This is a genomic window from Sphingomonas sp. TDK1, from assembly GCF_001650735.1.
GTDB lineage: Bacteria > Pseudomonadota > Alphaproteobacteria > Sphingomonadales > Sphingomonadaceae > Sphingomonas.
The window spans coordinates 1-24,431 of the sequence record NZ_LXVY01000021.1; the positions used below are offsets into that span (position 1 = coordinate 1).

A 24,431-nucleotide genomic window follows, 5' to 3' on the forward strand; every position below is an offset into this window, starting at 1 on the left:
AGATGTGTATAAGAGACAGCACCATCCCCCTTCCTCGGGGCCGCCCCAGGCACGGTCGATTTCGTAGAAGGCGAGGATGCTGCGCATGGGGTCAGCTCCGGTTGTCACCGGGTCGGATGATCCTCCCGGTTCATAACAGCCGGTCCCCCTTCCCCTTCCTCAGACGTCCGGTGCTTCGTCGGGACGCTGGTGGCGCAGCGCACGCGCGAGCGCCCGCTTGCGGGCGGTCGCCGCGGCGCGCGACGGATAGGCGCCCGAGAGGCGAGAGGGGTGTGACAAGCTGTTGTCGAACACGACCCAGCCCGTTGCGGTATGGGCGACGTGCATCCCGTCGCTGCGCGAGGGGGTGGTCATGACGGGCGCGCCCGCCTGATCGCGGCCTCGGCGATGAGCTGGCCGGCAAGCGTGTTGCGATGCGACGCGATCCGGCTGTCGGGCGCAGCCACGACTTCGGCCGCGCGTGTCAGCAGCGCAGCGAGGTCAATGTCCGACATCGGCGCCGGGTTGGTCGCGGATCGCGCGGGTTCTTCCCCGGCCTTGTCGAGCATCAGCACGAGGATCGAGGGCTTGATCTCTTCGTCGAGCGGTCGACTGTCGGCGACGAACTTGCCGCCACGCGTGATCGCGAACGCGTTGAAGGTGGGTGATACCCCGTTATCGGCGTTGGGGATCGTGGTGCCGCGGTCGTGGAACTGGATGTCGATGAAGCGGGGCGGGCCACCATAAGTGGATTCGAGAAAGCAGAAGGTGACGCGGCGACCCTCGCTGGTCTTCGCCGTGATCGTGAACGCGCCGTCGGGCACGTCGATTGGTTTGTGCGGCACGTCGTTGTAGCCGGCGAAGCCCGCGGCGATCGCGTCGGCGCGCGTCATGACGGGGAGATCGGTGATATCGGGCATGATGAAAGCTCCTTGCTCTGGATCAGGCGGCACGCTTCAGCGCGATCAGGTCGGAAAAGCGGTCTCGCACCGCGCCGGCATTGGGATAGAGATCGGCGAGACCGTGCCGCGAGAGGATCGGTGCGCGGGACGCGGCGATGATGCCGGCCTCCTCGATGGTGGGAATGCGCGGCGGCCAGCCTTTGACGTAGCGCAGGTCGGGCGGCATCGCGGCTTCGAGCCGTCGCCGCTCGGCGGCATCGGCCTTGGCGAGGGAAATCCGGTTCCTCAAATTACCCGGTATGTGACGCGGTGCGACGTCGGCGAGCCAGCGTGCGGGCTGGAACGAGAAGGTTGAGGTCGCCTCGAGGCCGACCAGGTGGAGCAGCGCGGGACGGTTCGCCGGTGCCGAAGCCGATGCCTGGGCGTCGCCGAGCGATTGAAGGACGCAAAAGCGGCACGACAGTCGTGACGACTGGTAACAGGTGTAGGCGACGTGCAGCGGGATGCCGAGCGTATCGTGCGCGGCGAAGACCTGTGGTGTCGTCCAGTGCGCGATCGGGTTCCACAGCATCATCGCGGTGCCGTGCGGATTGCCGGCAGCGGCGTAGCGCGCGTCTGCTTTCCATTCGGGTGTGCGTGACCGAGCGATGCTCTCGTCGCGGCGCAGTCCCAGCACGTTGATGATAGTCTGGCCGCGCAGCAGTCTGGCGAGGTGCGGCCCGATGACATGGGCCTTCATCTCTGAGGTGCAGAAGCGCAGCGCCGAGGATGACCAGGGACCGATCAGATTATAGGTTTCGAGTGCCTCGTAGCGCGCCTTGCCGTTGGCAAAGCGCGTGGCCCAGCGGTCGAACAGGTCGCCGGCGTTGCGCCGGACGATCGTCAGCGGGACGCCGGCGTGGGCCGCGAGATCCTCGACCGTCGCGGGCGTTTCGTCCCATTCGGCACGGCCGAGGTCGGCGTGAATGGCGATACGCCGCTCGCGCGGATGGCCGAGCGCATCGAGGATCAGGTTGACCGCGAACATCGCGGCCGAGCTGTCCTTGCCGCCCGAGAGGTTGAAGACGATCCATGCGCCGCGTTCGACCGCGTCGAGGATGGCGGGCGGCAGGGCGAGGGCCGGAAGGCCGGCGACCAGGCCGCGTCCGATGTCGATGAACATGGCCGTTCAGGCCGCGAGCGGCGCTGGCAGCGCCAGCCACTCGGGTTCGTCGTTGGCGATGACCGGATCGTGTGCGCGGGCCTCGGCTTTCGAGAACACGGTCGCGCTGGCGAGTGCCCCGAAGCCGTCGTCGTTGTTCCAGAAGACGGCGTGGCCGTCCTGGTCGCGCGAGGCGAGCACGAAACCGAAGCGACCCTCGTGACCATGGGTGTCGGGATCGGCTGCGGCGCTGCGCGCGGCGCGATCGAGGATGTCCTGGGTGCTGTGGAACGTCAGCCCCGCGTCGGTAATGATGACGCAGCCGCTTCCGAACTCGCCGGGGCGCAGCCGGTCGCAGTCGGAGATCCATGCGAACCCGCAGGGGAGCGCGGACTTGCAAGCGCGGAAGATGAGCTGGGCGACCTGTTCGACGCCGAATTGATCGCCGCTGAAGAATACGCGCGCGTTCCCGTCTTCGCCTTTCCAGTCGATGTCGATCGCGCAGTCGAGATAAGGGAAATGCCAATCGTCGAATATCTCGAGGAAGCTTTCGAACTTCATCGGCCCCTTCGCCGGGAACACGGCGTGAAACGCGGGATCGAGCGCGTCATATTCGTGGGCGAGGTCGGCATCGTCGCCGTTGGTGTCGAGGATATCGACTGCCTGTTCGGCAATGGTTAGCAACGCCGCGTCGGCGTGGCTCATGGTCAGCGTGAACGCGGCCTTGGTGTAGGTGTTCGCCATGGGAATGCTCCGAAATGATGGGAAATCGCTCTGTGCGGTCGCGCTCAGGCGTCCGCGGCCTCGGCGAGACGCGCGTTGGCGGCCGCGGCCTCGGCGGGGTAAGCCTGCGTGAGATTGCCGTGCAGGACCGCGAAATCCGGGATCGGGAAAAGACCGTTCGGCCCGGGCCGGGTAATCAGCAGCGCGCTGATGACGGCATCGGCCGGATCGGCATGGACGATGGTGGGCGTCTCGCCGTTATACTCGACCGGCGCGGTGAAGCCCGCCTCGCGCCAGGTGGCGAGTCCCTCCTCGACGCGTGTCGCATAGTCGGCGACGGCCTCGTCGAGCTCGTTCTCGATATGGAGGACGAGTTCGACATAGCGACCGAAATCGTGTCGGTTGGACAGGCCGGCGAGGCGGCATCCCGGGGGCGGCGGGCCGTAGCGTGCGATCAGCGCGGACTTGTAGACCGCGATTTCGAGGCGGTTGAGGCTGTCGAAGTTGGGCGACTGGCCGAGTTGCGCGCAATCCTCCTCGGCGGGACCGGCACCGAGATCGATAAAATATGGCATGGGGCTCTCCGTCGATCGTCATTGATCGACGCGCCCCATCCCCCTCCCCTTTCTTGTCGGGTACTCAGTCGCCGAAGAAGCGGCGCTTGATGGCGATCTGCGCCTCGCCATCGGACTGGCCGAGGGTCATCAGCCGGTCGGTCTCGAGCGTGATCGCGAGATCGGCGGGAAGATCGGCCCAGCGTGAGGCGATGGTGACCGCGGCGGCCGCTGTGGTCAGCTCGCCGGGGTGCGCGCCATGCCATGCGACGGTTTCGTCCTCACCCGTGAGATGCGGGTGCGGGCGCAGCACCTGGACGAAGAAGGTGCCAAGCGGGCGGTCCCACCCGATGCTGACGCTGGTGCCGGGTTCGATACCGGGAAACTGGTGGCGGCTCATGGCGATCCTTTCAGGGTCAGTGCAGCGAGATCCACTCGCCGTGCCAGGGGCGCGGGTGCGGGTAGAAGCGAAGAACGCCTGGAACATCGGTTTCGCCGCTGGCGAGGCGTTCTTCCAGCCAGAGGATGTAGAGCGCGGCGTCGGCGAGATCGCCGGCGAGCAGATCGTCGAGCATCGCGGCCTCGCGCGCGGTCTGTTCGTCGAGCGCGGACCAGTCCAGCGCATCGAGGAAACGGTCGCGTCGATCGGTGTAGCGCGCGATGCGGGCAGCGTCGGCCTGGACGCTGGCGATGGCGAGATGGATATCCACGGGCGGTGCTCCTTCCGGCATGTCGGTGACATGCCGCCCGCTCCCGCTCCCCTTCCCTCGCGCCGCTGGCGCGGGGATCATGCCGCGAGGATTTCGCGGATCGCGTCGCTCCGGCGCGGATAGGCAAGCCGGGGCAGATCGCGCGCGGTGCGCCGGGCGTCGCGCGTCAGCTCGAAGCAATAGGTGAATAGCGGGCTTTGCCGGTGCGGGCGGAGCAGATTGTCGGCACGGAGCCGCGCGAGCCAGTCGGCGGGGTGTTCGTGCGCCTCCGGCCTCGGCGCACCGAGCCGCACCAGCTGGTCGATCGCCCCGGCATGGCCGGATTCGAGGTTGCGGATCTTCGACAGCGTTCTCTCCGAGATCGTCTCGCCGGCGATGCGCAGCACCGTCCGCGGCCTCGTGCGGCCGCGATAGGCGCCCGACAGCGCGGCATAGACGACGCCGCAATGGCCGAAGGCGGGATCGGAGAAGCTGACGACAGCGTCGATCCGGGGCTTGGCGAGGCGCAGGAGGCGGAAGGCGCGCGACGTGAAGAAGCTTTCGCCGTTCGCGGCGACCGAGGGCAGGCAGATGAGCCGTTGCAGTACGCAGCCCCGAGCGGGATCGGCATAGCCGGTGTGCCGGGTGATGACCGCGCCGGTCGCCGGCACGCCGAACACGATGAGACCGACCAACGTGGATCTGCCCGGGTCGCCCGGACCGAACAGCCCGCAGGCGAGCTGGGCGGCGGGATAGCGCGGGAGGTAATGATGGTCGGCGAGGAATGCGCGGGCAGTATCATGGGCGACGACATCGACGGCGTAGCGGCGCGGGTCGATCACGCTGTCGCCGGCAACGAACAAGCTGCGCCGGTCGCGCCAGCGCTGGGAGCGGTCGGTGAGCATGGTTACCTCCGTCAGGCCGCGTCGGCGTAGATCTCGGCCGCCCAGGTCTCGATCCATCCGGTGGTGATCTCATCGTGATCGAGATCGCCGCTCTCGATCAGGGCGCGGATCTCGGCGCGAGCCTGCGCGATCGCGCGTTCCCAGGGGTCGGCGGTTGGTGGCGGTGGAGCAGACGCCGCGGCCTCGGGCAGGTGTCGCGGTGTTTCGAGCGTTCGCGCGCATTGCGTGCGATACCAGCGTTCCATGAAGTCGGCGCCGAGCGCGTCGGTCTTGGCGATGCGATGCCTGAGCGCGTGCTGTCGCACGCCTACGCCCCATCCCTGGCTGTCTATCGAGGCGATCCAGCGTGCGAACGGCGTGAGGTACGGCAGGGCATCGCCTTTCACCCCGAAGAGGTGCGCCTTGACGCCGATCGGCAGGATGCGGGTCAGCCGCTCGACGACGGCGATCAGCCCTTCGGGACCGTGGATCGGTCGCCGGCACATGCTGCCGATGCCGACGACGGTGCCGGGCAGGATCAGACCGCCGATCGCGTCGTGTGAACGGACGTAGTCGTCGGGCACGCGGCCCTGCAGCACGGGCATCAGCCGGTCGCGGATGGCCAAGTCGTCGGCGCGGGCAAAGCATTCTCGGTTGGTGGCGGTGGTGCGCGCGATGCGGTCGAGCACTTCCTCGCGGTCGTGGGCAACGCCCTCTTCGCAGCAGTAATCGACCGACGAGATGCGTCGGAACGGCCATGACGCGGCGAGCGCCATGTAATCGGCGATGCTCCAGGGAAGCCCGCCATAGCGGACCATCATGGTGTAACCGGCGGAATCGAGGTCGACGCTGGCGAGCGGTCGCGCGTTGGCGAGCGTTCCGGTGCGCCATCCCGACCACTCGCGCCAGCCATCGGCCTTGCGCCAGCGCGACAGACAATTGGCCGAGATCAGCACCGGTGCTTGCAGCGCGACCGCGCGCTGAAGGATAGGCCCGTTTGCGAGATGCGGCAGGCCGAGGATGATCTCGATCGTCATCGTCTAGCGGCCAGCTAGCTGATAGCTGTCGGCCATTCCGACAATACGCATCACAGATCCTCGCGCAGCATGAGCGTGAGAACACGGCGCGTGATGCTGGCGTCGGCGGGGTCTTCCGATCCCCATTCCAGCGCCACGTCATAATAATCGATACGGAAGTGTATCGTCTCGCCTGACAGCTCGAACTGGCCGCGATCGCGCTCGGGACAGTCGGCGGGGAAAGTGTAGCGGCGCAGCGCCTGCAGGACATGCGCCTGGGCGACGGCTTCCGAGGCGAGCGTGCCGTTCGACAGCGCGCCGAGGCACGCGCGCGTCATGACGATCTTCGCGGTGCGGTCGAACCCCTGGCGGCAACGGTCGTTGAGCCTGGCCACGGCTTCGAGGCGCGTTTCGGTGGCGGTCGAAATCATGTGATGATCCTCCGTTTGGTCGATAGCGATGGTGGCGGGGACTTCAGGCGGCGAGCGCGTCGCTTCGTCCCCGGCCTCGTTCGGGAAAGGCCGCATGGAAGCGGTCGAGCCAGTCGCCCATCGTCGGGCGCTCGCCGAGCGGGATGACGGCCGCGACATCCTGGAACCGGATGAGGTCGAGCGGCGCATCGCGGATGATCCGGTCGATCTCGTCAGCCGGCAGGAGGTGCTCGTCGCGGATGAAGGCGGTCATCGATCCCGGGCGCGCGCGGGTCGATCTGCGCCACAGGCCCTCGACCGTGTGCAGTCGCGGGGCGGCGCGTGCCTCGACCAGCACGATGAGTCGCAGGCACCATTGCGGGAGGCCGCGGATTTCGCTCGGATGGTTGGCGATGCACAGCCAGCACGCCGATTTGGGTGGCACCGGCAGACCCTCGGCCTGGATGCGGGCGACGCAGTCGGGCCGGTCCCATCGCCATTCGCGCAAGGGGTACTCGCAGTCGTACAGCGGATCGTCGATCGACAGCGCATGGTTGGCGCGCGCGGTGTCGCGCGGTCCGGCGTCATAGCCGATCAGGCGAACGACGCGCTGCCCGCGCGCCCAAGCGTCGACCGCTGGTTGCCAGGTCGACAGGAATTTGTCCTGCGGCGCCTTCTTGTATTTGAGGCTGCAACTCGACCCGCCGAGCGACTTGCTCGGCAGCGTGGCATTGGTCAGGCACATCTCGAGGATGCCGTAATAGGGCGGCCAGTGCTTGAATCGCTTCGGGACATAGCTGACCAGCTCGAAACGGATACCGCGGTCGCGCATCCAGGGCCGGATCACGTCGAGATATTCGTAGGTCGCCGGTTTCTCGACCGAGGTATCGGCGGTCAGCACGAGGTCAGGCGCTTCGCCGCGCGCGTGCTTCTCGATCAGCAGCGCGGTGCTGTCGACGCCGATGCCGTAGGCCAGCACCACTGGTGGCGGCGGCGCCAGCGGCACGACCGGAACTGGCGCGCCGGTCATGGCGCCTCCTCCGGTTCTAGATAGGTGTCATAGGGCGCACCGGCAGACTCGATCCAGCTACCCTCCTCGTCGAGATTCTCGATCCGTGCGAGCAGCGCCGCCTTCAGCTGGCGCGCATCGACGTCGTGGCCCTTGTCGTCGTTCGAGACGAGGCTGAAGGCGAGCGTGTAGGCGTGGTTGTAGCGCGCCATGTCACGCGTCCTCCGCCGCGGCCTTGGGCGCGGCGGGAACCGCGCGGGGCGTGATCGTCACGTCGAGCCGGTCGCGATTGATGACGACGGTGACCGTCCGGTCCTCGGGGACGAGGAAATAATGCCCCGCCAGCTTGTCGCGAATGCGGTTCTCAAGCGCGGCATCGTCGCCTTCGAGCAGGCCGATGATTCGTTCGGCGGCATCGGCCTGGAAGCGCTCGAGCTGCGTATCGTAGCTGTCGGCATCGCTGTCGTCGCTGGCATAGAAGATCGCGCTTTCGAGGATGTCGGCGACGCCGAGCGCGGTGATTTCGCTGCCCCGGCGGACGAAGACGGACGTCTCGTCGACCGAGTTGCACGACCATTGGTCGGGTGCGAAGGCGACATCCGCGTCGGTCGATACCTCGATGAATGCGCCGGCGTGGCTCATCGTCGCCTCGAGCGTGATAGCCTCGACCCAACCGTTTTCCGCCTCGGCGGGGGCTTCGCGGCTGTCGGAGACGATGAAGGTGCGGTCGCCCTGGGTGACGCGGAACCGCATATCCTCGACACGGGCGAGGATATCGTACCAGCCATAGCCCTTGAACGCGTCCTGGGCCTCGACCAGCGGACCACCGAACGGATTATGCTTCGCGATCGCCGCCTGCGCGGGTTGGCCGATCAGCGCATCGAAGTCGGGCATCAGCACCATGCCGGTGTCGGTCACGCGTGCGCCGCTCTCGTAGTTGCGCGAGCTGTCGGCCGCATAGGCGGTCCATGCGAACAGATAGGGCTCGGCTTCGGGTAGTGCGATACCGAGCGAGCGCGCCTCGCGCCAGTCATGCGCCGACAGCCGGTGCGTCCCCGCGGCCTCGATCGCGCGGTAGATCGCGAGCCGGACCGCATCGCGCAGGGCGGCGATGCCGGTGTTCTCGACCACTTCCTTGCGCGCCGGGAGGACGAGCTGGATTTGCGGCGCGTCGAAGATGTCGACCCGCGCGATCCAGTGGCCGCCCCGGTCGACTTCCTGAACATACGGCAGGTCGCACGGGATGGTCAGCCCGTGGAAGTTGAGGCGTCCGTCGCGCGAGGAATAATGCGAGGGGTGTTTCTGGAACACGCCGATGCGCACGCCGTACCATTCCTCGACATGGACCGCGTCCTTCAGCCAGTCCTCCTGCGGAAGGACCGCGCCGTTCCAGGTCACGGGAACCGGATAATGTTTGGCGGCGCGGGCCACGTCGCGCTCGAGCGTCTTCAGCCACTCGTCGGGCACGCGCACGGTGATCGCGGTGCCGCGCATGATCGGATCGGGTTCGATCGCGATCGGGCGGCTCGTCTCCCACGCCGAGGCCGGGATATGCGCCATCCAGCCCTGGCGGTCGGGTTTCGAGAAGGAGCGGATGATGACGTCGCGGCCTGCGAGGCTGAACACGCCCATGCCGGCGGGATCTTCGGCGCGGCGCGTCTCGTCGGACCAGCCCGAGCGGCCGAGCGTGACGATGCTCACCGGATCGGCGATGCCGTGGCCGTCATCGGTGATGTGCAGGAAGTGCTCGGCGCCGGCGCCGTTCAGCGCGAGCGCGACGCCGGTCGCACCGGCGCGGCGCGCGTTCTGGAGGAGTTCGCAGATGACGTCGAACGCGGTATTGTTGAACAGGCGCGTGACCTTGGCGATCGTCTCGGGGGCGACCGCGGTCGCGATGGTGGCGGGAATCATGGGAGTGCGCTCCTGGAAAAGGGCTCAGGCGTCCGTCACGCCTTCCCTCCCCGCTCCCTCTCTCCTTCATCGGCGCATCGGGCCGAGCCCTGGTCAGCCTGCCTTGCCGTCGCGGAACGCGCCGACCACGGTGCCCGCGTCCCAGTGACCGCTGAGGATACCGCGACGCGGGACCGAGTTGATCGCATAGCGCCGCGCCGCGAGGAGGCGGGCACGCCGGGTGTCGCGGTCGATCGGCGCGCCGGTTGCGATATCGCGGGCGAGGCGAAGCGGCGTCATGGCTTTTCCTCATCGATTGTGCCGGGGATGGCAACATGGTCGGTGACGCCCGTTCCCGAAGGATCGAGCGCGATAATTTCGGCGAGCGTCCAGGGGGCTGCGCGGCGCGGGCGACGCGAGAAGCGAAGCTCGTGCTTTTCGGCATATTTGTGGACCGCTGGATATTTGCGGCCGATCGCTGCCGCAACATCAGGCAGCGCGACGCCGAAGTCGTGCGCGATGCGCAGCGCCCGGATCTCCTCTTCGGTCCATTTCCGGTGATAGCCGTGGACAAGGCCGAGGATGTTCGCGCGCGTGAACAGCGAAGCCTTGGTGCGACCCATCTTCGTCGCCAGGGCGTCCATCGGCATCGTGCCGTAAAGGTCGCGCAGCCTTTCCAGATCATTGTCGCTCCACACCGGCCCGCCCCGGAACCCGTCGCGGTTGGCATGTGTGCCGCGCAACCCGAGATAGTCGGCGCGCCAGCGGATAGAGCATTTCGTGCGGCCGAGCCTGGTCGTGAGCGGGGTCAGGCTTGCCCCGTCGGCATAGGCGCGGATGAGCAGTGTGTCTTCGTCAGGGGTCCAGTTGCGGCCCCATCCCCGGCCATAGCCGAGCTTGCGCAGGTGCGGCCCGAAGCCAGCCTTGGTCCTGCGCGGAAAGCCCTCTGTGGCGAGAATGTCGATGATCGCGATATAACGAAGCCCCTCCCCGGCCAGCGTCAGCGCCCGCGTCGCCTCGGCCTCGGTCCAGTCAGCGGGCTTGTTGGGATGGCGCAAACCGAGCGCGTTGGCACGGGTCGCGGTGCCGGACAGCGGGCGTCCGATCAGCGTGGCGATCTGTGCGATCGGGATCGCCTGCGCGTAGCCGGCGCGCAGCTGGGCATCCTCCCAGTCGCTCCATTTTGGAGGATTTCCTTCGGTCAGCCCGAGCACGCCCGCGCGGGCATAGACGCTGGTGCAGGCGCGGCCGAGATCTCCAGCGAGATCGGCCGTGGGGCGAAGGCCATATTCGCGGGTGAGCCATGCGTCTTCGTCGGTCGACCACGGACGCGACGAATTGCGGCGCAGGCCCAGTTTGGCGATCTTGTCGCGCACGCCGGCGCGGCCGCGACCGAGCGCGGCGACGATGTCGTCGATCGCAGCGTCGTCGCAGAACATGCGTTCGACCGTGGCGATCTCGTCGGGGGTCCAGGCATCGTGCCGGAACGGCATCTCGCGCAGGCGCCCGCACGGCTCGGGCAGCTTCGGACACGCGACCAGCTCGACGATATCGGGCGCGAGGTCGGTCACAGCGACACCACGGCGACGTCGCTCAGCCGCGCGCGCAGCCGTGCATGCAGGCGGGCGATGCGGTCGTCGCCCTTGGGCATGGTGTCGACCGCGGCGATCGCCGACAGGAGGTTGAGCGCGCGGTCGGTGCGCTCGGCGTCGAGCGACAGGTGCCGTGCGAGGTCGCGCGCGGTGCTGGCGTTGGGGGAGATGCGCTTCAGCGCGTCCATGATCGCGGCCGCGTCGGTCGCAGCGGGATCGAGCAGGAACGCGTCGAGCGCGCGCGTGCCCTTGAGGGCGATGGCGGGGCCGTGGTCCGCGACCTCGGCCAGGCCCGCGAGATCGAGCAGCTTCGCCGCCTCGTCGGCATCGACGGACGCGGCGGCACGCAGTTCCGGGGTCTTGCCGAGATGTTCGGTGATGGTGGGATCGATATGCGCCAGCACCGGGGTTGCCGACAGCGCCGGACCCATCGCGAAGAAATCGCCGGGGGCGAGGTTGCGCAGCAGGTCGGCGTCACGCGCGGGAAAGCCGAGCAGGTCGGCCGCGCGCGCGATGTCGCGGTCGAAGACGTTGAGCCCGACCAGCACGTTCTGCAGCTCGGACACGACCGAGGTGGAGAGCTTCGCGAGGCGCTGGGTGGCGATGACGGGGGCGAGACCGCGCTTGCGGCCGCGCGCGCACAGGTCGGTCAGGGTGGCGACGCCGAGCCGGCGGGCATCGGCATCGAGCGCGGAACCGGCGACATGCGGTGCGAGCAGATGGCCCTCGTCGATGCACACCAGCATGGTATGCGCCCAGTCCTCGCGCGGTGCGCCGACCAGGCCGGCAAAGAACGCGGCTGCCTTGATGATCCGCTGGTCGGGATCGAGGTCGGTGAGGTCGATGTGCATCGACAGCCGATGTCGCCGGCTGCGCGTCGCCGCGGCCGTCAGCCCGTCGGCGGTGAGTTCGACCGCGCGGATCGTGGTCGCGCCGATATGGCGGGCGAGGTTCTCGAATTCCCCCTCGGGGTCGACGATCGCAAGCGTCGTATAGTCGAACGCCTCCTCGATGATCCGGCGCAAGGTCCTGCTCTTGCCCGCCCCGGAGCTGCCCTGGATGAGCAGGCGTCCGGCAAGCAGGCGATCGAGGTCGAGGCTGAGCGTGCCGGTCGAATGATGGCCGAGCGGTACGCGATTGTCCGCGGCCTCGGGCGCGCGAATCGGGGTGACACAGGTCATGGCGTGGTCCTCCGGGTCAGGCGGCGTCGGCATCAGGGGGCGCCGGATCGTTGGCTGGGATGGCGGGAGCGTCGGGATCGGGAGCGGGCGCACCATCGAGCGTCCGCCATTCGAGCATGTCGTCGCTTTCGCGCTCGCAGTCCTGGCAGGTGGTGGAATCGTAGGTGCTGAGCAGCACCCAGGCCTGTTCGGGCTCATCCCAGGCCGCGACGGCGTCCTTGGTGACGTTGTCGCTGCCGCAGTCGTCGCACACCGGCTTGACCCGGGAGGCGGCAGGCGAGCACAAGCGATCCCCGGTGCAGATCGACCAGTCACCGTAGAATTTGCCGTCGTAGGGCAAGCAGTCGCCGGCGAGCTGAATGGCGTGTTCGCCGTAGCCGTCGTGGAAATGAATTTCCGAATTCGGGAAGAACTTTTCCAGGACCGCCTTCGCGCCGCGGATCTTCACCTCGCTGCCATAGGTGGTGTGGACATAGTCGAGCGGTCCGATCGCGGGGCCTTCGCAGCCCCAGTCTTCGACGTCCTCGTCGGGCGTGGCGCGGCCGTGGAACAGATAGAGATAGACGCTCATCGTGGCGGTCCTTTCAGGCGCTGGGGAGGAGGTGCGCGAGCGCGCTCGCGTCGACCTGTTTGGAGATCGGGGCGGTGCTTTCGACGCGGACCGCGTCGAGGCTCTCGAACGTCTCGGGCATCTGGCGGCGTTCGTAACGGTCCTTGTCGACGAGACCGTGGATCGGCGCGCCCTCGTGGCGCGCGAAGCCGAGCGCATCGACGCTGACGACACGGCGGAAGACGCAGCCGACCTTGCCCTCGGGCACCCAGTCCGCCCAGGAACCCGACGCCGAGACGCTCTCGTACTGGCCGATGATCACCTGATAGGCGGCGCGGCGGCGGACGACGTGGCTGTCGTGGATCGACACTTCCTCGCCGGTCAGCGCGGTCCAGCGGTCGGGATGCCAGCAGCGCACCGAACGGCGCGCGTTCTCGACCTGCAGGGCGATGCCCGGAATGGGCAGGCGGCGAAACTCGCTGCCGAAGGCGTAGAGCACCAGCGCGTAATCGACGTCTTCCTCATAGTAAGGATCGTCGCGGCGCAGCGCCTCGGGCATCGCGGCCTGGCGTTCGTCCGACAGGACATATCCGCCATGACTGGGTGTCGATACGCGCCAGATGCCGGGCAGGACCTGGTCAGCGCGGTCGGGTGCGTCCCAGGGTGTCGTCTCAGGGCGTGGGCTGGGCTGGAACCGGGTCATCTGTCGTCTCCCTCAATGGATTCGACAGATTCCCTCTCTCTCTCCTCCCCCTCGGCAGACCGGGATGATGGCGGCAGGCAGGGTCGTTCATGGTGCAGCCGTGACTGGCCGCACGGATCGCGCTCACGCGCAAAGTGTTCTCAGTCCTGATATTTCACGACAGGAGATCGATCATGGGTGAAGCAACCGACAAGCTGAAGGCGGCAGGCAACAAGCTGGCCGGCAACGTCAAGGAAAGCATCGGCAAGGCGACCGATAACGCCAGTCTCGAAGCCGAGGGCAAGGCGCAGAAGGTCAAGGGCGCCGGTCAGGACGTCAAGGGATCGGTCAAGGGCGCGCTCGGCGACGATATCTGACCCCCCCGACCTTCGATGACACGATCGGGCCGCTTCGGGCAACCGGGGCGGCCTTTTCCTTGCGCGCCGGGAATCCGGGATTTCGAGCGCCACCTTTGAAGATCGACTTGAGGCTGCGCGGGCGCTCGGCTAGCCGTGCCGCGACCACGGTCATCCAGATCGCATCGCACCCCGTGGACGGCCTCGCGCCGCGCGCCTGATTGCAGCGCAGATGCTTCAGCAGGCCGTTCGACAGCGATCGCCGTCCACCCGCGCTGCGCAGCGTGACATGGTCGAACGTCGGGTAATCGGGATGATGGCGGGCGAGGCGCCGCGGGCTCGGCAGGGGCATCCCGCATCCGGCGCACAGCGACGACTGCGCCCAGCGCAGGATCCGCCGCTGGTTTCTGGCTTGGGTGGTCGATGCCATGATGCGAGAATGGTGGCCCTGGATTAAATTCCTGCCAACGACGTCATCCGATGTGCAGCTGGTCAAGCACGGCGGTTTCGAGACTGTCGCCTTCGAGATCCTCGGCATGGATCGTCACGACGGGGGCGATCTCGCGAAGTTTCTCGACCTGGCGCAGCTTCAGCCCGAGCGCATCGGCGTCGTCGCCGGTGACGACCTCGAGCGCCGCCTCGATCACCTCGCCGGTGGTGAAATCACGCAGGTCGAGAAGGAGGTCTGGACGCATCTCGCCGATCGACGTCGCGATATCGAACAGGAGCCGCTTGAACCCGACGCCGATGCCGCGCCGGCGAAGCCGGTACTGGAGATCGAGCAGGCCGACGATCGTCTTGCGTTCGGCGAGATTGTGGATCGCGACGAAATTGGCGGGGCGCGCGATCGGCTGCGCATAGGCGCGCAGGCACGCATAGCCCTCGCGCGGGTTGTGCTCGCCGACGACGGCCAGGACCAGATACGGCGGTCCGATGTGGCGCTGGTGGACGCCGATGTGGCGGATGCGGTTCTTGACGATCAGCTCGCGCCCTTCGGCAAGCGTGATGGTCGAGCCGGAGACGTCGATCGCATACAGGAGGAGGAAGGCCTGCGGGGCGTGCTCGCTCGGCCATTTCTTCGCCGCCTCGCGCAGTTTCGCGAACACGACGCCGCGTTCATAGGGGTCGATATGGGTGTAGAGATGGCGCGCGAGCGGGATGCCCGGTGCGATCTGGACCCGCTCGGCCGCGGCGCGCATCGCCGCGAACTCGCTCGCCATCGATGTCGTGCGCGGCTCGCCGACCTCGAGTGGTTCGACGACGTTGACCTGCGCCATTTCCATCAACTGCCACAGCAGGCGCGCGAGGCGCGGGATCGCGACGCCGCGGGTGCGATCGTCGGGTTCGCTGTCATCAGGGAGCTGCGCCAGCTTCTCGGGGGCGAGCCGGTGCGCCGAGAACAGCCCGTCGGGCTCGTTGATCGTGCGCGGGGTGGTGGTCGCCTTCTCGCGGATGCGGGGCGGCGCCTGCTCCCGGAAGAACGGGCAGTCGACGTCATGTTCGGGGCGACGCTGGCGGATGCTGGTGAGCCGGCGCAGGTAATAGGTTTCGGCTTCGGAGAGATAGGCCGGCGAGAGTAGCGGCGGGTCCGTCCCCTCCCCCAGGCAGTCGCAGGCTATCCACTGGTGATGATCGCGTGCCTTGACCACCATGATGACCGAGGCGCGGTGATCGCTGTCCTCGCCTTCGCCTGTGTACCAGCGCACCAGCGCCTCGCGCACCACGTCGGGTACGGGCGAGCGCAGGGTAAGACCCCGGGTATCGCGTGGGACGAGCCACATGGTGGTGAAGCTACTCCATAATGCTTGCCTTGTCGCCTTTGTTCACGTTACGTTCAATGAACAAAGGAGCTGGCCATGAAGCGTTCGGAATTTATCGGAGAGTTCGACCTCGATGCGGTGCTCACCGAATTGTCGGTCGATCTGGATATTCGCGTTACCCGGCGCATGCTCGCGGGGGCGTGCATCGGCAGCAATCCGGAGGATGCGTATCTCTCGGCGCGCGAGTTGCGGGAATCGCTCGAATGGATCCACGAGGGCGAGAACGAGGGCAAGGTCAAGCTGACCACGATCCTCAGCACCGCGTGCGACGATTTCCAGCGGTGCCTCTATTATTGCGTCGCCGGCAAGGGCGTCGTGACCATGCTCGACGATCTCGTCTGGCTGGAGAAGCTGCTGGAGGCGCGCGGTCGCATCGCCGGGCACATCTATCGCAACAAGCTGCCGGTGAAGCCGCTGGTCAATCCGTATGTCGCGGCCGAGCCGGATGGTCCGTTGGGCCGCTTCGACCCCGCGTTCGCGATCGGCGCGTCCTGGTCGCATGACCCGGGACCCGATTACGATTCCGACGATCGTGGCCCCGGTCCGAAGCTCAAGGGCTGACGACAAAAAGAAAAGGCGGTTCGGCAAGGGAGCATGCCGGACCGCCTCTTCCAGGGGGGGATATCAGTAACGCGCCTCGCACGCGAGCCGTTCCCCGCGCCGCCAGCGCGCCGGATCGATGAATTCTCCCGCATAGGCGCCGCGGCCCGCTGATCGCGCCTGTTCGGCCGCAGCGACATAGCGCGCGGCGCGCTGCGGATCGCCGCGCAGATATTGCGTCGCCGGCACCGCCAGACCCTGCAGGATCAGTTGCTCGCCCAGGTCGTAGCCGTCGACCGTGACGATGGCGATCGGACGGCCGTAGCTGCTCGCGCCGGTCATGCGGATCGTGGCGACACTGCTCTTGAGGATACGCGAGGCGGAATCCTGCGCGAACTTGCCGCACGGATAGCAGGCACCGTCCTTCGAGCACATCTGCTTGCGCTCGAAGGCGTCGGCCCCCGACAGGCGGAAATCGACCGAGACCGTGTCGCCGTCGATCGCCCGCCCCTCGCCGGTGATCGTCGCCCCGTCGCGGCCTTGGGGTTCCCCTGCCCCGCAGGCGGCGAGCGCGGCGATGCCGAGGAGCAGGGCGCCCCTCATGCGTAGCGCAATTCGACTTCGACGTTCGGCCCGTCGACGATGACCGGGAGGACGCGGAAGGGTTGCAGCGGATCGCCGGTGCGCACGATCGAGACCTGGCGTGCGCCGGCATCGAACATCCGCATGGCGACGCGCTGGGCATGGGCTCGGCTGCAGAGCTGCGACCGCTTCGGGCTGGGTGTGACGGGCGGATACGGGGCGGACATGGCGATGATCCTGACGTGGGGGATGTCGGCGATCAACCGAACACCGTCTTGTGGACGCGAGTTTCGGGCTTGGGCGGCACGAGTGTCCACGCCCATTTGCGAAGGTTACCGATCCGATATTTCGGGTAGCTGTTGCCGGGGATCGCGAGCGAGATCTTGCGGCCGCGCTTGTGGACGATGAACTCGTCTCCCTCATAGCCGTCAACGAAGGTGACCTTGCTCGGCAAGCGGATGTGCATGCCGTGTTCGAGCGGGCGTACCGGGGTCGCGAGCCGCTCGAGGCAGCGTCGGCGCCAGTCGAGCGCACCGGGATCGTCGGTATCGCCGAGCAGCGAGAGGATGCGCTCGGGGCATTCGGCCTCGCAAGGCCCGGCGTGTTCGGTCATATCCTTGTAGGCGAACACGAATCCGTCCTTGGCCCGCGGATTCCAGCTGACCAGGCAGACGGCCGCGAAGGCGGGTTCGTCGGTGCCGTCGGTCGACGGCACCACGGCCGCGTACCAGACCTTGTTGCGCAGGCAGGAAGAGGCGATGACGCGCAGCGCCTTGCCCTTCCCGTCGGCATCGCGGTTGTCGTAGGTGAATTGCGCGTCGAGATAGGCTTTGGGGCCTGTGTGCGGGAACATCGACGACAGCGGCATGCTTAGCCAGCCCATGATGGCGGTCCTTTCGCGTGTGTGGACGGGTGATCGATCAGCCGAACAGGCTGACCGGCTCGGCGACCGGCGGTGTGAGCCGCAATTCCTTGCGCAGCCGCACGGCGAACCGCTCGGGCGCGAGCAGGTCGCGGATCGAGGCGTAGCAGTCGCGCTCCCCGAGGTGATCGTGACGACCGCTGACGCGGCGGTAGATGACCTCGCGGTCGGCCATGGTGCCGTGGAGCGATAGCTGCATCCACAGCTCCTCGCCGTGGAGGGTGATCTCGCCGGACCGGGAGGCGTGGCTGCGGTTCGAGCGAAGGTCGTAGTGCGCGGGGTCGAGCCCCAGCGTTTCGGCGAGCCGGCGCAGCGCCTTGCGTCCGTCGCTGTGGAAGCGATCCTTGGCGGCCGCATCGTGCGCGACGCCGCGCACCGCGAGCGTCAGCAGCGCCGGGTGCTGTCGCAGCTCGGCGATACGGTCCATGCAGCGCCGCTTGAGGAGCGCGTCTTCGGACTGCCGCGCGGTGACGCTTGCGAGATGGCGGGCGAGCAGGATGACCGCGGGATCGGTCTCGAAGGCGATGCCGGCGTTGCGGCAGTCGTCGATCGCGCGGGTGATGGCGTGAAGGCTTGCTCCAATCGTGACCAGCGCGCTCGGGTCGAGCGCCTGCTGGTGGCGGAAGGCGACATCGTAGGGCATGAGCGATCTCCCGAGCGCCTCACGCGCTCAGAAATTCGCTCCCCCTCCCCTTCACGATAACCAGTTACGTAATTGCTCCGGTATTTCAGGATCGATGTCCTCGCCCGGTTGCATAGGCCGCAGACCCTGCTCCGCATCGACCGCGGCCTGCAGATGACAGGCGGCAACGGTCGCTCCGTCGTCGGTCGCGTCATAAAGCGCGAGCGCCTGCCGCATTAGCGCGAGCCGTATATTATCGCTCATGCCAGTCTCCCACTACGGTCTGCCGCCATGATTGCGTTCGGGGCAAACGAAAGCAGGCCCATAATGGTTGTAACGGCCGTGCGCTCATCGCAGCCTCCATCGGCCGACAAGGTCGACCATTGCGTCACGATAGCCCCACGCATCGGGATAGATCGCAGGCTCCTGCGCGAGCCAGGCCATGACAATTAGCATGTCCTCGGAAATGATCGCGTCGCAGTTGCTGAGGTGGAGGATGGGGAAGTGGCCGTTGTCGTCACCATTCCACCACGCCAGCAGGAAGTCCGCGACGCGCGCGGCCTGCCCGGTATCGGACGAGGCGACATCCACGAGGCGGCCGATCGCGGCGCCGACCTCGTCGAAGGCGAGTGCGCGGATGAGGGGGCGGCGTTGCGGTTGCATGGTGCGTATCCTGTCCTATCGGGTGGAAGCTGTCATGCGATCAGGATGGGGCGTGCTTCCCGGCCTGGGCGATCATCACGGCGACCGCCTCGTCGAGCGCGGCGTCATCGCCGTTGACCATGCGCGCCGACGGGGTGAGGCGTTGCACGCCGGCGAACACGATGGCGGGTGTCCTGCCCTTGAGCCGATAGCAGAACACCTGGTCGCCCTCGATCGTCACCAGCTTCGTCCGGCATTGCCGGCGCAGCCGCTTCGCCTCCTCGATCCGGGTGATGAGCGCCGCCACCTCGAATTCGAGGCAGTGCGGCATGACGCTGTCGCCGAGCCGCGAGACGGGCCGGTTGGCGGCGAGCCAGGCATCGACCGCCTGTTCGGTGACGCTGCCGACGGCATGGTAATCGTCCGCGGCGCCATGACCGCGGTTCGAGGCGAGGAAGGCGCGCTGCCCATCGATCCAGATCTCGGCCGAGTAGCAGGTCGTTTCCTCGGACAAAGCGTCGACCACCTTCAGCTTGCGCAATTCGATGTGCATGGTGCGATCTCCAGGTCATGCTGCGAGGGCTTCGGGTTGGTCGATCCCGGGCGCGCCACCCGCGGCGGCGTTATGGAGCCAGGTCACCGCCTGCTCGGCTTTCGCCGCGGCCTTGATGATCGCGCTTGAATCGCCCTTCAGGATCTTCAGCCAATGATCGACGTAGCTGGCGTGGTTGTCGTGCAGCTCGCCGGGCAGATTGAGGTCGGCGCAGACCAGGCACTGGCCGATGCAGGCGACCAGCTCCTCGAACGCATAGGCGTTGTCGCCGAACTTCTTGCCGAACTCGCGGTTCAAACGCTGCGGCGCACCCGAATAATGGACATATTCGTGGGCGAGCGTGCTGGCGTAATGATCGTCCGAGCGGAATGCCCCGCGCTGCGGCAGCTGGATATAGTCGCCGATCGGCGAATAGAATGCCTGATCGCCGCCATGCCGCACGGTCGCCGGCAGGCCTCCGAAGAAGGCATCGATCGCGGCGCGGTGCCGGCTCTCGATGCGCGGTTCGGGCGGTGCGGGCACCGGATAATAATACGCCGGGAGACCGTCGATCTGATCGACGTTGAACACCGTGTACGAGCGCAGGAACCGGATATTCTTCGTCGCCGCCTCGCCGGTGACGCGGTCCGCCTCGGTTTTCGAGAAGGTCGAATAATAGACGCTGTGCGCGCCATGCTCGCCGCGCCGTACCTGTCCGCCCAACTCGGTCGCCTGTCGGTAGGTCATCCAGTTGCGGCCAGAGAACCCCTGGGCGTCGCCGATCGCCCAGAGATAGAGCGCGTTGATGCCGGTGTAGGGCGTGCCGCAATGCCGCAGCGGTCGCCCCCCTGCCCCGGTCAGTCCCCAGGGGCGCGACCAGGGCAGGACGCCGGCTTCAAGCTTGGCGATTATGAGGTTGGTGATCTCGGCCGCGACATCGCGGCGTGGCGCAGTCGATTTGCGGTGAAAGGTCATGGGAAAGCTCCCTCGATGCGCGGGCCACGCGTGACGGTCCGCGGGTAAAAAGAAGGCGGCCGCCCCGGTGAGGGACAGCCGCCAAGGTGTGCCCGGGAGACGAACGGGCCGGGGGTATCGGGGGGCTATTCGGCCGCGATCAGCGCCTCGTCGCTGTCGATCCCGGCATCGTCGGCACCGAGATCATCGGTGTCGCCGTAGTCGTCGTCGTCGAAGCCCTCATCGCCGGGCTCGTCGTCGATTGCCTCGTCGGCACCGGCGACCGACACGAGATCGAACCGCATCGCGTCGGGCACCCAGGCCAGCGCCGCGTCCTTGGTCTCCGCCTCGGTGATCGCTTCGCCGGCGAACAGCTTCTCGCAGCTGGTCGAGATCTCGCCCTTCTTCGAGGCCATGTAGCGGGCCGCGAGCGGCGCGCCCCCGACGTTGGTGAGCAGCGCCAGCAGCGTACCCTTCGACACGCGGTCGAAGAAGTTCGCCGAGGTAGGGCGCCACCATTTGGCGGGTTCGATCTCGAGGATCGAGGCGAGCCGCGCATGGAGCGGGTTGGTGGTGACCGAGCTGTAATCGGGCTTGGCCTCGAGCGAGGTCGCCACCACGACCGCGAGCCAGGCCGCCTTGGCGTCGTCGCTGAGCGCGCGGAACGCCTCGAACCGCTCGACCGGGTTCGACCCTTCCGTCCACGACGTGTCGAGACCCTCGCGGGCTTCGGCGATCGCGACCTGCGCCTGCGTGGCGGGCTGATCCTTGGGCATCTGCGGGTCCTGCGGACGCCCTGCCCGAACCGTCGTCCCGTAGCGGCCGTAGCCGTGGCTGGGGTCGGCGAGGCAGAACAGCATATAGTCGAGCGCGAGCCCCGGATCGCCGAGGATCGAGGCGGCGAGGATGTCGCGGCGCTGGACCGCCAGTTCGTCATGGAGCCGCGCGCTGAGCGGCTTGCCGCCAGGAGCGACCGCCTCGGGCGGCAGGTCGGCGGTGCGACGCGACGACGGCGACGACGGCAGCGGCCGATCGTCCCCGGGCAGGCGGATCGGCGTTTCGCTGTAATAGGTCGTGTCGAGCGTCATCTTGCCGTCGCGGCCGAGCGTCAGGAAGACGCCGACCTGGCCCTTGACCTCGTCGGTCAGCTCGGGCGCCTTGTCGTGGATCGCCTGATATTCCTCGCGCAGCCGATCCGATTCCGCATCGAGCGCGGCATAGGTGTCGTCATCGATACCCTCGTCCTCCATATCGCTCTCGATGACCTGCACGCGCTCCTCGATCTTGTCGCAGCGCGTCTGTTCCTCGTCCGTCAGCGGCGCTGCCGGCAGCGTCACGCGGTGGAGGTCGGACGTGATGCCGTAGAGGCTGGTCGTGGCGACGGGGCGCACCCATGCGACGCCCAGTTCCTCGCCGAGCCGCTTGGCCTCGGCCTCCATCAGCGAGGCAGCGAGCGTCTGCGCGAGTTCCGGGTCGGTCCAGCGGTCACCGTCCTCGCTGAACAGTTCGCGCTCGATGCGGCCGCCCGCGGCGACATAGGCATCGGCACCGACCAGGATCGCGATCGGATCCGTCGCCTTCATCGTGTCGTTGGCGATCGCGCGACGGATCTGGTCGGCGTTGACGTAGGACGAGTGACCATACTGCTCGAACACGCGCTCCTGCTTGGCCTTGTCGGCCGTCGAGCCGTAGGCCTTGGCCATCTCGTAGGAGATCTTGCCCGCGGCCAGGGCTTCGAAGATCGGTTCGGCAAGATCGGCGAGGCGCAGCCGTCCCTCGATGAAGCGGCGGGTCTGGCCAAACCGTTTGGCGACCGCGTCGACGTCACCGTCGGTCTTGAGGAAGTGCTGGAACGCGACGCATTCCTCGGCGACGGTCATCTGCTCGCGCTGGAAATTCTCGGTCAGCGACACCTCGCGCAGGTCCGCCTCGTCGCCGGTGATGATCTTGACCGGCACGTCATAGTCGGCGGCAACGATCTCGCCGGCTTCGGCCAGCATCATCGCACCGAGATAGCGGCGATCGCCGGCGATTATCTCGAACATGCCCTTCGGGCGGGCGGCGGTCACCAGCAGGTTCTGCATGATGCCGCGAGCGCGGATGCTGGCGGCCATCGCCTCGATATTCTTGGGCGGGGTGGTGCGCACGTTCTTCTCGGAACGCTTCAGTTTCGCGAGTTTGACGGTCTGGGTCATCTATCGTCTCCATGAGCGGGAAAGTGTCCGGTGCACGGGTGTTTCCCCCGACCCGGACACCCTCCCCGCTCCTTCTCCCCTCTCGTTTCCCGCTTGGGCGGGAGGGCGACTGGGGCTCGCCGACAAGCGGCTACCTTGCTGCTAGCTGGCTGTTATCGTGCCGGTCAGGCCATCAGCTTTGCGAGAACCGCATCGGCCGTCTCGACGGGGATGAAGACGCGCGTCTTGTAGGCGATGATCTCTGTGAAGCAGCCGATCGACTTGAGCCACGCGAGCTGGTCGGCCGGTGCGCCGCTGATCTCGATGCGCGGCTTGGCGTTGACGCGTACGCGCTTCACCTCGCACACGAACGGTCGCCGGATCGTGACCGTCCCGCCCTCCATCGCGGCGCGCGCGACCTCGGCCGGGCTGAGCACGTCGTTGCTGTCGAGGCCCATCTTCGAGAACAGCGCCGGCACGTCGCCCGGGAACACCATGCGCCCGAGCCAGGAGCGACCCTCGGCATCGACCACGCGGTTGACCACGAGATGGTCGCTCGGCAGCGCCGACCAGATCGGCAGCAGAAGGCCGGTCGCGAGCCGGATCGTCTCGACGTCGAGCTTGCCGCGGATCTCGTCGACCTCGGCCGACCATTCCGCCTCGAACCGTGCGCGGCTGCATTCCTCCCAGGCCGTCTCGTAGAGATCGTCGAGTGCGAGATATTCGTGCCGGGTCGGACGCATCAGTTCGATGCGCGACACCGCCACCCCGTCCTCGGTCAGCCAGGAGCGCGCGTTGGTGCGCAGCGCGACCTTGCCCGACTTGCCGTTGCGCACGAACACGGCGGTCTGGTCGGTATCGGCGATGCGCAGCACGCGCTCGAGCGACATGGGGTTGCGGCGCCGGGTCACCTCGATCGTCAGCAGGTGCGAGGTCGCCTTGCTGACCGGGTCGGTGCGCAGGATCGTATCGTCGAGCACGGTCGCGGTCTCGACCGTCATCGTCTCGACGCCGACATCGAGTGTCCCCGCCTCGCGCGCGGCCGCGACCCGTGCCTCGACCAGCGCCAGGAATTCGTCAAAGATGCAGTTCTGGAGCCCGATCGGCAGCGCCAGCAACCGGTTGAGCCAGCGCTGGATGGGCGGGAGATCCTCCTTCAACACGCCGTCGGTATCGAGCAGTTCCAGGCCGGTGCGATGGTGGAAATCGGTGAGGTTGGTGCTGGTCAGCTTCCCCGCGACGAGCAGGTGATACCAGCTGATGAGCGCCGCCTTGGCGTAGTCGCTTTCGAGATTATCGGCCGGGTCGAACAGATTCTGCCCCCCGGTCTGGCGCTGGCCGCGCGTCAGAGCGCCGAGGCTGTCTAGACGCCGCGCGATGGTCGAGGTGAACCTGAGTTCGCCCTTGCAGTCGGTCGTGACGGGCCGGAACAGGGGCGAGCAGGCCTGATGCGTGCGGTGGGTACGTCCCAGGCCCTGGATCGCGCGATCGGCCCTCCAGCCCGGCTCCAGGAGCAGATGCGCGCGTTGCTGCTGGTTCTTCGCATCGAGGCTGGCATGATAAGACCGCCCGGTCCCGCCGGCGTCGGAGAAGACCAGGATGCGCTTGGTGCCTTCCATGAAGGCGGCGGAATCGGCCTGCGTGGCGCGGGCCGAGCGCGATTCGAGCTTCTGCCCTCCCCCGCTCACCGTGATGAGGCGCTTGGTGCGCCCCGTCACCTCGGCGACCATCTCGGTGCCGAACCGGGTGATGATGGCATCGAGCACGGCCGCGATCGGCGGCAGCGCGCAAAGCTGCTCGACCAGATTGTCGCGCTCGGCTTCGGCTTCGGGGTTGGTGACCGGGTGGCCGCTCTCGTCGAACAGCGGTCGCGAGCGCACCTCGCCGGTGTCATCGCGGAAGAAGGTCATCTGCTGGACCGGGAATGCCCGCGTCAGATAGTCGATCACGGCTTCTCTGCAGTCGCAGTTTATGTCGAGCGTGGCAGCGGGAGGCGCAGGTTTCCTTCGGTTTTCCATGATTTCACTCCAGATAATATGAGTGCCAGGGGGTTGTCCGGAGACGGGCTAGGCCCGCCTTCGAACG

32 protein-coding genes are annotated in these 24,431 nt (G+C 67.3%); 2 read left to right on the plus strand and 30 right to left on the minus strand.

What is annotated here, in order from left to right; all coding sequences use genetic code 11:
- Positions 1-159 precede the first annotated feature (159 nt).
- From A7X12_RS12300 to A7X12_RS12385, 18 genes are all read right to left on the minus strand, one after another.
- Positions 160-354, minus strand: coding sequence for a hypothetical protein (locus tag A7X12_RS12300; RefSeq protein ID WP_010409103.1), 195 nt, complete (start codon positions 352-354; stop codon positions 160-162).
- Entirely contained in the window at positions 351-899 is a 549-nt protein-coding gene (locus tag A7X12_RS12305; RefSeq protein WP_035386550.1) for a hypothetical protein, read from the minus strand. Before A7X12_RS12305 ends, A7X12_RS12300 begins: the two co-directional genes overlap by 4 nt.
- Before the next feature lie 22 nt (positions 900-921).
- A complete protein-coding gene (locus A7X12_RS12310; RefSeq protein WP_010409098.1) occupies positions 922-2,043 on the minus strand; it encodes a phosphoadenosine phosphosulfate reductase domain-containing protein in 1,122 nt (373 codons plus the stop codon).
- A 6-nt stretch (positions 2,044-2,049) separates the two neighbouring features.
- Positions 2,050-2,766 (minus strand): hypothetical protein, encoded by a 717-nt coding sequence (locus tag A7X12_RS12315; protein ID WP_062126508.1) that lies wholly within the window; start codon positions 2,764-2,766, stop codon positions 2,050-2,052.
- A 44-nt stretch (positions 2,767-2,810) separates the two neighbouring features.
- Positions 2,811-3,320, minus strand: coding sequence for a hypothetical protein (locus A7X12_RS12320; RefSeq protein WP_010409093.1), 510 nt, complete (start codon positions 3,318-3,320; stop codon positions 2,811-2,813).
- A 64-nt stretch (positions 3,321-3,384) separates the two neighbouring features.
- Positions 3,385-3,699 (minus strand): hypothetical protein, encoded by a 315-nt coding sequence (locus A7X12_RS12325; protein ID WP_010409090.1) that lies wholly within the window; start codon positions 3,697-3,699, stop codon positions 3,385-3,387.
- Between the two features lie 16 nt (positions 3,700-3,715).
- Complete coding sequence (locus tag A7X12_RS12330; RefSeq protein WP_010409087.1) at positions 3,716-4,009, minus strand: hypothetical protein; 294 nt, start codon at positions 4,007-4,009, stop codon at positions 3,716-3,718.
- Positions 4,010-4,086: 77 nt separating this feature from the next.
- On the minus strand, positions 4,087-4,893 hold the full coding sequence (locus A7X12_RS12335) for a Mom family adenine methylcarbamoylation protein (RefSeq protein WP_062126506.1): 807 nt from the start codon (positions 4,891-4,893) through the stop codon (positions 4,087-4,089).
- An 11-nt stretch (positions 4,894-4,904) separates the two neighbouring features.
- Positions 4,905-5,909 (minus strand): deazapurine DNA modification protein DpdA family protein, encoded by a 1,005-nt coding sequence (locus tag A7X12_RS12340; RefSeq protein WP_062126503.1) that lies wholly within the window; start codon positions 5,907-5,909, stop codon positions 4,905-4,907.
- Positions 5,910-5,959: 50 nt separating this feature from the next.
- Complete coding sequence (locus A7X12_RS12345; RefSeq protein WP_062126565.1) at positions 5,960-6,319, minus strand: DUF3768 domain-containing protein; 360 nt, start codon at positions 6,317-6,319, stop codon at positions 5,960-5,962.
- A gap of 43 nt (positions 6,320-6,362) precedes the next feature.
- On the minus strand, positions 6,363-7,328 hold the full coding sequence (locus tag A7X12_RS12350) for a hypothetical protein (RefSeq protein WP_062126500.1): 966 nt from the start codon (positions 7,326-7,328) through the stop codon (positions 6,363-6,365).
- Positions 7,325-7,519: a hypothetical protein gene (locus A7X12_RS12355; RefSeq protein WP_062126497.1), complete on the minus strand. Its 195-nt coding sequence runs from the start codon at positions 7,517-7,519 to the stop codon at positions 7,325-7,327. The genes A7X12_RS12350 and A7X12_RS12355 overlap by 4 nt, the downstream gene beginning before the upstream one ends.
- Before the next feature lies 1 nt (position 7,520).
- Positions 7,521-9,218, minus strand: coding sequence for an ATP-binding protein (locus A7X12_RS12360; RefSeq protein ID WP_062126492.1), 1,698 nt, complete (start codon positions 9,216-9,218; stop codon positions 7,521-7,523).
- A gap of 93 nt (positions 9,219-9,311) precedes the next feature.
- Positions 9,312-9,497, minus strand: coding sequence for a hypothetical protein (locus A7X12_RS12365; RefSeq protein WP_024310655.1), 186 nt, complete (start codon positions 9,495-9,497; stop codon positions 9,312-9,314).
- Positions 9,494-10,768, minus strand: coding sequence for a hypothetical protein (locus A7X12_RS12370; RefSeq protein ID WP_024310654.1), 1,275 nt, complete (start codon positions 10,766-10,768; stop codon positions 9,494-9,496). Before A7X12_RS12370 ends, A7X12_RS12365 begins: the two co-directional genes overlap by 4 nt.
- Positions 10,765-11,970: a helicase HerA domain-containing protein gene (locus A7X12_RS12375; protein ID WP_010408937.1), complete on the minus strand. Its 1,206-nt coding sequence runs from the start codon at positions 11,968-11,970 to the stop codon at positions 10,765-10,767. The genes A7X12_RS12370 and A7X12_RS12375 overlap by 4 nt, the downstream gene beginning before the upstream one ends.
- 16 nt (positions 11,971-11,986) lie before the next feature.
- Positions 11,987-12,541 carry a hypothetical protein gene (locus tag A7X12_RS12380; RefSeq protein ID WP_062126489.1) on the minus strand — a complete coding sequence of 185 codons (555 nt, stop codon included), beginning with the start codon at positions 12,539-12,541 and terminating at the stop codon, positions 11,987-11,989.
- 13 nt (positions 12,542-12,554) lie between these two features.
- Positions 12,555-13,223 (minus strand): DUF7007 domain-containing protein, encoded by a 669-nt coding sequence (locus tag A7X12_RS12385; RefSeq protein WP_035386547.1) that lies wholly within the window; start codon positions 13,221-13,223, stop codon positions 12,555-12,557.
- Between the two features lie 173 nt (positions 13,224-13,396).
- On the opposite strand from A7X12_RS12385, the gene A7X12_RS12390 reads away from it, so the two are divergent.
- The gene (locus tag A7X12_RS12390) at positions 13,397-13,579 is read left to right on the plus strand and encodes a CsbD family protein (RefSeq protein ID WP_016510257.1); all 183 of its coding nucleotides are present in this window, start codon (positions 13,397-13,399) and stop codon (positions 13,577-13,579) included.
- On the opposite strand, the gene A7X12_RS12395 is transcribed toward A7X12_RS12390, so the two are convergent.
- Positions 13,551-13,988 carry an HNH endonuclease gene (locus tag A7X12_RS12395; protein ID WP_062126486.1) on the minus strand — a complete coding sequence of 146 codons (438 nt, stop codon included), beginning with the start codon at positions 13,986-13,988 and terminating at the stop codon, positions 13,551-13,553. The two genes, A7X12_RS12390 and A7X12_RS12395, sit on opposite strands and share 29 nt — an antisense overlap.
- 43 nt (positions 13,989-14,031) lie before the next feature.
- Positions 14,032-15,339: a hypothetical protein gene (locus A7X12_RS12400; protein WP_062126483.1), complete on the minus strand. Its 1,308-nt coding sequence runs from the start codon at positions 15,337-15,339 to the stop codon at positions 14,032-14,034.
- Positions 15,340-15,414: 75 nt separating this feature from the next.
- On the opposite strand from A7X12_RS12400, the gene A7X12_RS12405 reads away from it, so the two are divergent.
- Positions 15,415-15,939 (plus strand): hypothetical protein, encoded by a 525-nt coding sequence (locus A7X12_RS12405; RefSeq protein WP_016510268.1) that lies wholly within the window; start codon positions 15,415-15,417, stop codon positions 15,937-15,939.
- Positions 15,940-16,002: 63 nt separating this feature from the next.
- On the opposite strand, the gene A7X12_RS12410 is transcribed toward A7X12_RS12405, so the two are convergent.
- From A7X12_RS12410 to A7X12_RS12450, 10 genes are all read right to left on the minus strand, one after another.
- The gene (locus tag A7X12_RS12410; RefSeq protein ID WP_037447358.1) at positions 16,003-16,521 is read right to left on the minus strand and encodes a thermonuclease family protein; all 519 of its coding nucleotides are present in this window, start codon (positions 16,519-16,521) and stop codon (positions 16,003-16,005) included.
- On the minus strand, positions 16,518-16,727 hold the full coding sequence (locus A7X12_RS25540) for a hypothetical protein (RefSeq protein ID WP_063113159.1): 210 nt from the start codon (positions 16,725-16,727) through the stop codon (positions 16,518-16,520). Before A7X12_RS25540 ends, A7X12_RS12410 begins: the two co-directional genes overlap by 4 nt.
- Before the next feature lie 32 nt (positions 16,728-16,759).
- Positions 16,760-17,383, minus strand: a complete 624-nt coding sequence (locus A7X12_RS12415) for a DUF6927 domain-containing protein (protein ID WP_010408917.1) — start codon at positions 17,381-17,383, stop codon at positions 16,760-16,762.
- Between the two features lie 37 nt (positions 17,384-17,420).
- Positions 17,421-18,065, minus strand: a complete 645-nt coding sequence (locus tag A7X12_RS12420) for a hypothetical protein (protein WP_010408914.1) — start codon at positions 18,063-18,065, stop codon at positions 17,421-17,423.
- A 51-nt stretch (positions 18,066-18,116) separates the two neighbouring features.
- Positions 18,117-18,308, minus strand: coding sequence for a hypothetical protein (locus A7X12_RS12425; RefSeq protein WP_024310640.1), 192 nt, complete (start codon positions 18,306-18,308; stop codon positions 18,117-18,119).
- 84 nt (positions 18,309-18,392) lie between these two features.
- Positions 18,393-18,707, minus strand: coding sequence for a DUF7673 family protein (locus tag A7X12_RS12430; RefSeq protein WP_010408907.1), 315 nt, complete (start codon positions 18,705-18,707; stop codon positions 18,393-18,395).
- Positions 18,708-18,747: 40 nt separating this feature from the next.
- The gene (locus A7X12_RS12435) at positions 18,748-19,239 is read right to left on the minus strand and encodes a hypothetical protein (protein ID WP_016510938.1); all 492 of its coding nucleotides are present in this window, start codon (positions 19,237-19,239) and stop codon (positions 18,748-18,750) included.
- Between the two features lie 15 nt (positions 19,240-19,254).
- A complete protein-coding gene (locus tag A7X12_RS12440; protein WP_062126480.1) occupies positions 19,255-20,193 on the minus strand; it encodes an ArdC family protein in 939 nt (312 codons plus the stop codon).
- Positions 20,194-20,318: 125 nt separating this feature from the next.
- Positions 20,319-22,367 (minus strand): ParB/RepB/Spo0J family partition protein, encoded by a 2,049-nt coding sequence (locus A7X12_RS12445; RefSeq protein WP_037447387.1) that lies wholly within the window; start codon positions 22,365-22,367, stop codon positions 20,319-20,321.
- 164 nt (positions 22,368-22,531) lie between these two features.
- Positions 22,532-24,256 (minus strand): strawberry notch C-terminal domain-containing protein, encoded by a 1,725-nt coding sequence (locus A7X12_RS12450; RefSeq protein WP_064311931.1) that lies wholly within the window; start codon positions 24,254-24,256, stop codon positions 22,532-22,534.
- Positions 24,257-24,431: the final 175 nt, after the last annotated feature.

Coding starts and splice junctions, on each gene's coding strand:
- A7X12_RS12320 (WP_010409093.1), bottom strand. CDS start 3,320: ATGCCATATTTTATCGATCTCGGTGCCGGTCCCGCCGAGGAGGATTGC.
- A7X12_RS12375 (WP_010408937.1), bottom strand. CDS start 11,970: ATGACCTGTGTCACCCCGATTCGCGCGCCCGAGGCCGCGGACAATCGC.
- A7X12_RS12440 (WP_062126480.1), bottom strand. CDS start 20,193: ATGACCTTTCACCGCAAATCGACTGCGCCACGCCGCGATGTCGCGGCC.
- A7X12_RS12425 (WP_024310640.1), bottom strand. CDS start 18,308: ATGAGCGATAATATACGGCTCGCGCTAATGCGGCAGGCGCTCGCGCTT.
- A7X12_RS12430 (WP_010408907.1), bottom strand. CDS start 18,707: ATGCAACCGCAACGCCGCCCCCTCATCCGCGCACTCGCCTTCGACGAG.
- A7X12_RS12335 (WP_062126506.1), bottom strand. CDS start 4,893: ATGCTCACCGACCGCTCCCAGCGCTGGCGCGACCGGCGCAGCTTGTTC.
- A7X12_RS12345 (WP_062126565.1), bottom strand. CDS start 6,319: ATGATTTCGACCGCCACCGAAACGCGCCTCGAAGCCGTGGCCAGGCTC.
- A7X12_RS12325 (WP_010409090.1), bottom strand. CDS start 3,699: ATGAGCCGCCACCAGTTTCCCGGTATCGAACCCGGCACCAGCGTCAGC.
- A7X12_RS12445 (WP_037447387.1), bottom strand. CDS start 22,367: ATGACCCAGACCGTCAAACTCGCGAAACTGAAGCGTTCCGAGAAGAAC.
- A7X12_RS12405 (WP_016510268.1), top strand. CDS start 15,415: ATGAAGCGTTCGGAATTTATCGGAGAGTTCGACCTCGATGCGGTGCTC.
- A7X12_RS12340 (WP_062126503.1), bottom strand. CDS start 5,909: ATGACGATCGAGATCATCCTCGGCCTGCCGCATCTCGCAAACGGGCCT.
- A7X12_RS12415 (WP_010408917.1), bottom strand. CDS start 17,383: ATGGGCTGGCTAAGCATGCCGCTGTCGTCGATGTTCCCGCACACAGGC.
- A7X12_RS12385 (WP_035386547.1), bottom strand. CDS start 13,223: ATGACCCGGTTCCAGCCCAGCCCACGCCCTGAGACGACACCCTGGGAC.
- A7X12_RS12305 (WP_035386550.1), bottom strand. CDS start 899: ATGCCCGATATCACCGATCTCCCCGTCATGACGCGCGCCGACGCGATC.
- A7X12_RS12315 (WP_062126508.1), bottom strand. CDS start 2,766: ATGGCGAACACCTACACCAAGGCCGCGTTCACGCTGACCATGAGCCAC.
- A7X12_RS12360 (WP_062126492.1), bottom strand. CDS start 9,218: ATGATTCCCGCCACCATCGCGACCGCGGTCGCCCCCGAGACGATCGCC.
- A7X12_RS12300 (WP_010409103.1), bottom strand. CDS start 354: ATGACCACCCCCTCGCGCAGCGACGGGATGCACGTCGCCCATACCGCA.
- A7X12_RS25540 (WP_063113159.1), bottom strand. CDS start 16,727: ATGTCCGCCCCGTATCCGCCCGTCACACCCAGCCCGAAGCGGTCGCAG.
- A7X12_RS12420 (WP_010408914.1), bottom strand. CDS start 18,065: ATGCCCTACGATGTCGCCTTCCGCCACCAGCAGGCGCTCGACCCGAGC.
- A7X12_RS12450 (WP_064311931.1), bottom strand. CDS start 24,256: ATGACCTTCTTCCGCGATGACACCGGCGAGGTGCGCTCGCGACCGCTG.
- A7X12_RS12410 (WP_037447358.1), bottom strand. CDS start 16,521: ATGAGGGGCGCCCTGCTCCTCGGCATCGCCGCGCTCGCCGCCTGCGGG.
- A7X12_RS12435 (WP_016510938.1), bottom strand. CDS start 19,239: ATGCACATCGAATTGCGCAAGCTGAAGGTGGTCGACGCTTTGTCCGAG.
- A7X12_RS12400 (WP_062126483.1), bottom strand. CDS start 15,339: ATGTGGCTCGTCCCACGCGATACCCGGGGTCTTACCCTGCGCTCGCCC.
- A7X12_RS12350 (WP_062126500.1), bottom strand. CDS start 7,328: ATGACCGGCGCGCCAGTTCCGGTCGTGCCGCTGGCGCCGCCGCCACCA.
- A7X12_RS12365 (WP_024310655.1), bottom strand. CDS start 9,497: ATGACGCCGCTTCGCCTCGCCCGCGATATCGCAACCGGCGCGCCGATC.
- A7X12_RS12355 (WP_062126497.1), bottom strand. CDS start 7,519: ATGGCGCGCTACAACCACGCCTACACGCTCGCCTTCAGCCTCGTCTCG.
- A7X12_RS12380 (WP_062126489.1), bottom strand. CDS start 12,541: ATGAGCGTCTATCTCTATCTGTTCCACGGCCGCGCCACGCCCGACGAG.
- A7X12_RS12395 (WP_062126486.1), bottom strand. CDS start 13,988: ATGGCATCGACCACCCAAGCCAGAAACCAGCGGCGGATCCTGCGCTGG.
- A7X12_RS12390 (WP_016510257.1), top strand. CDS start 13,397: ATGGGTGAAGCAACCGACAAGCTGAAGGCGGCAGGCAACAAGCTGGCC.
- A7X12_RS12310 (WP_010409098.1), bottom strand. CDS start 2,043: ATGTTCATCGACATCGGACGCGGCCTGGTCGCCGGCCTTCCGGCCCTC.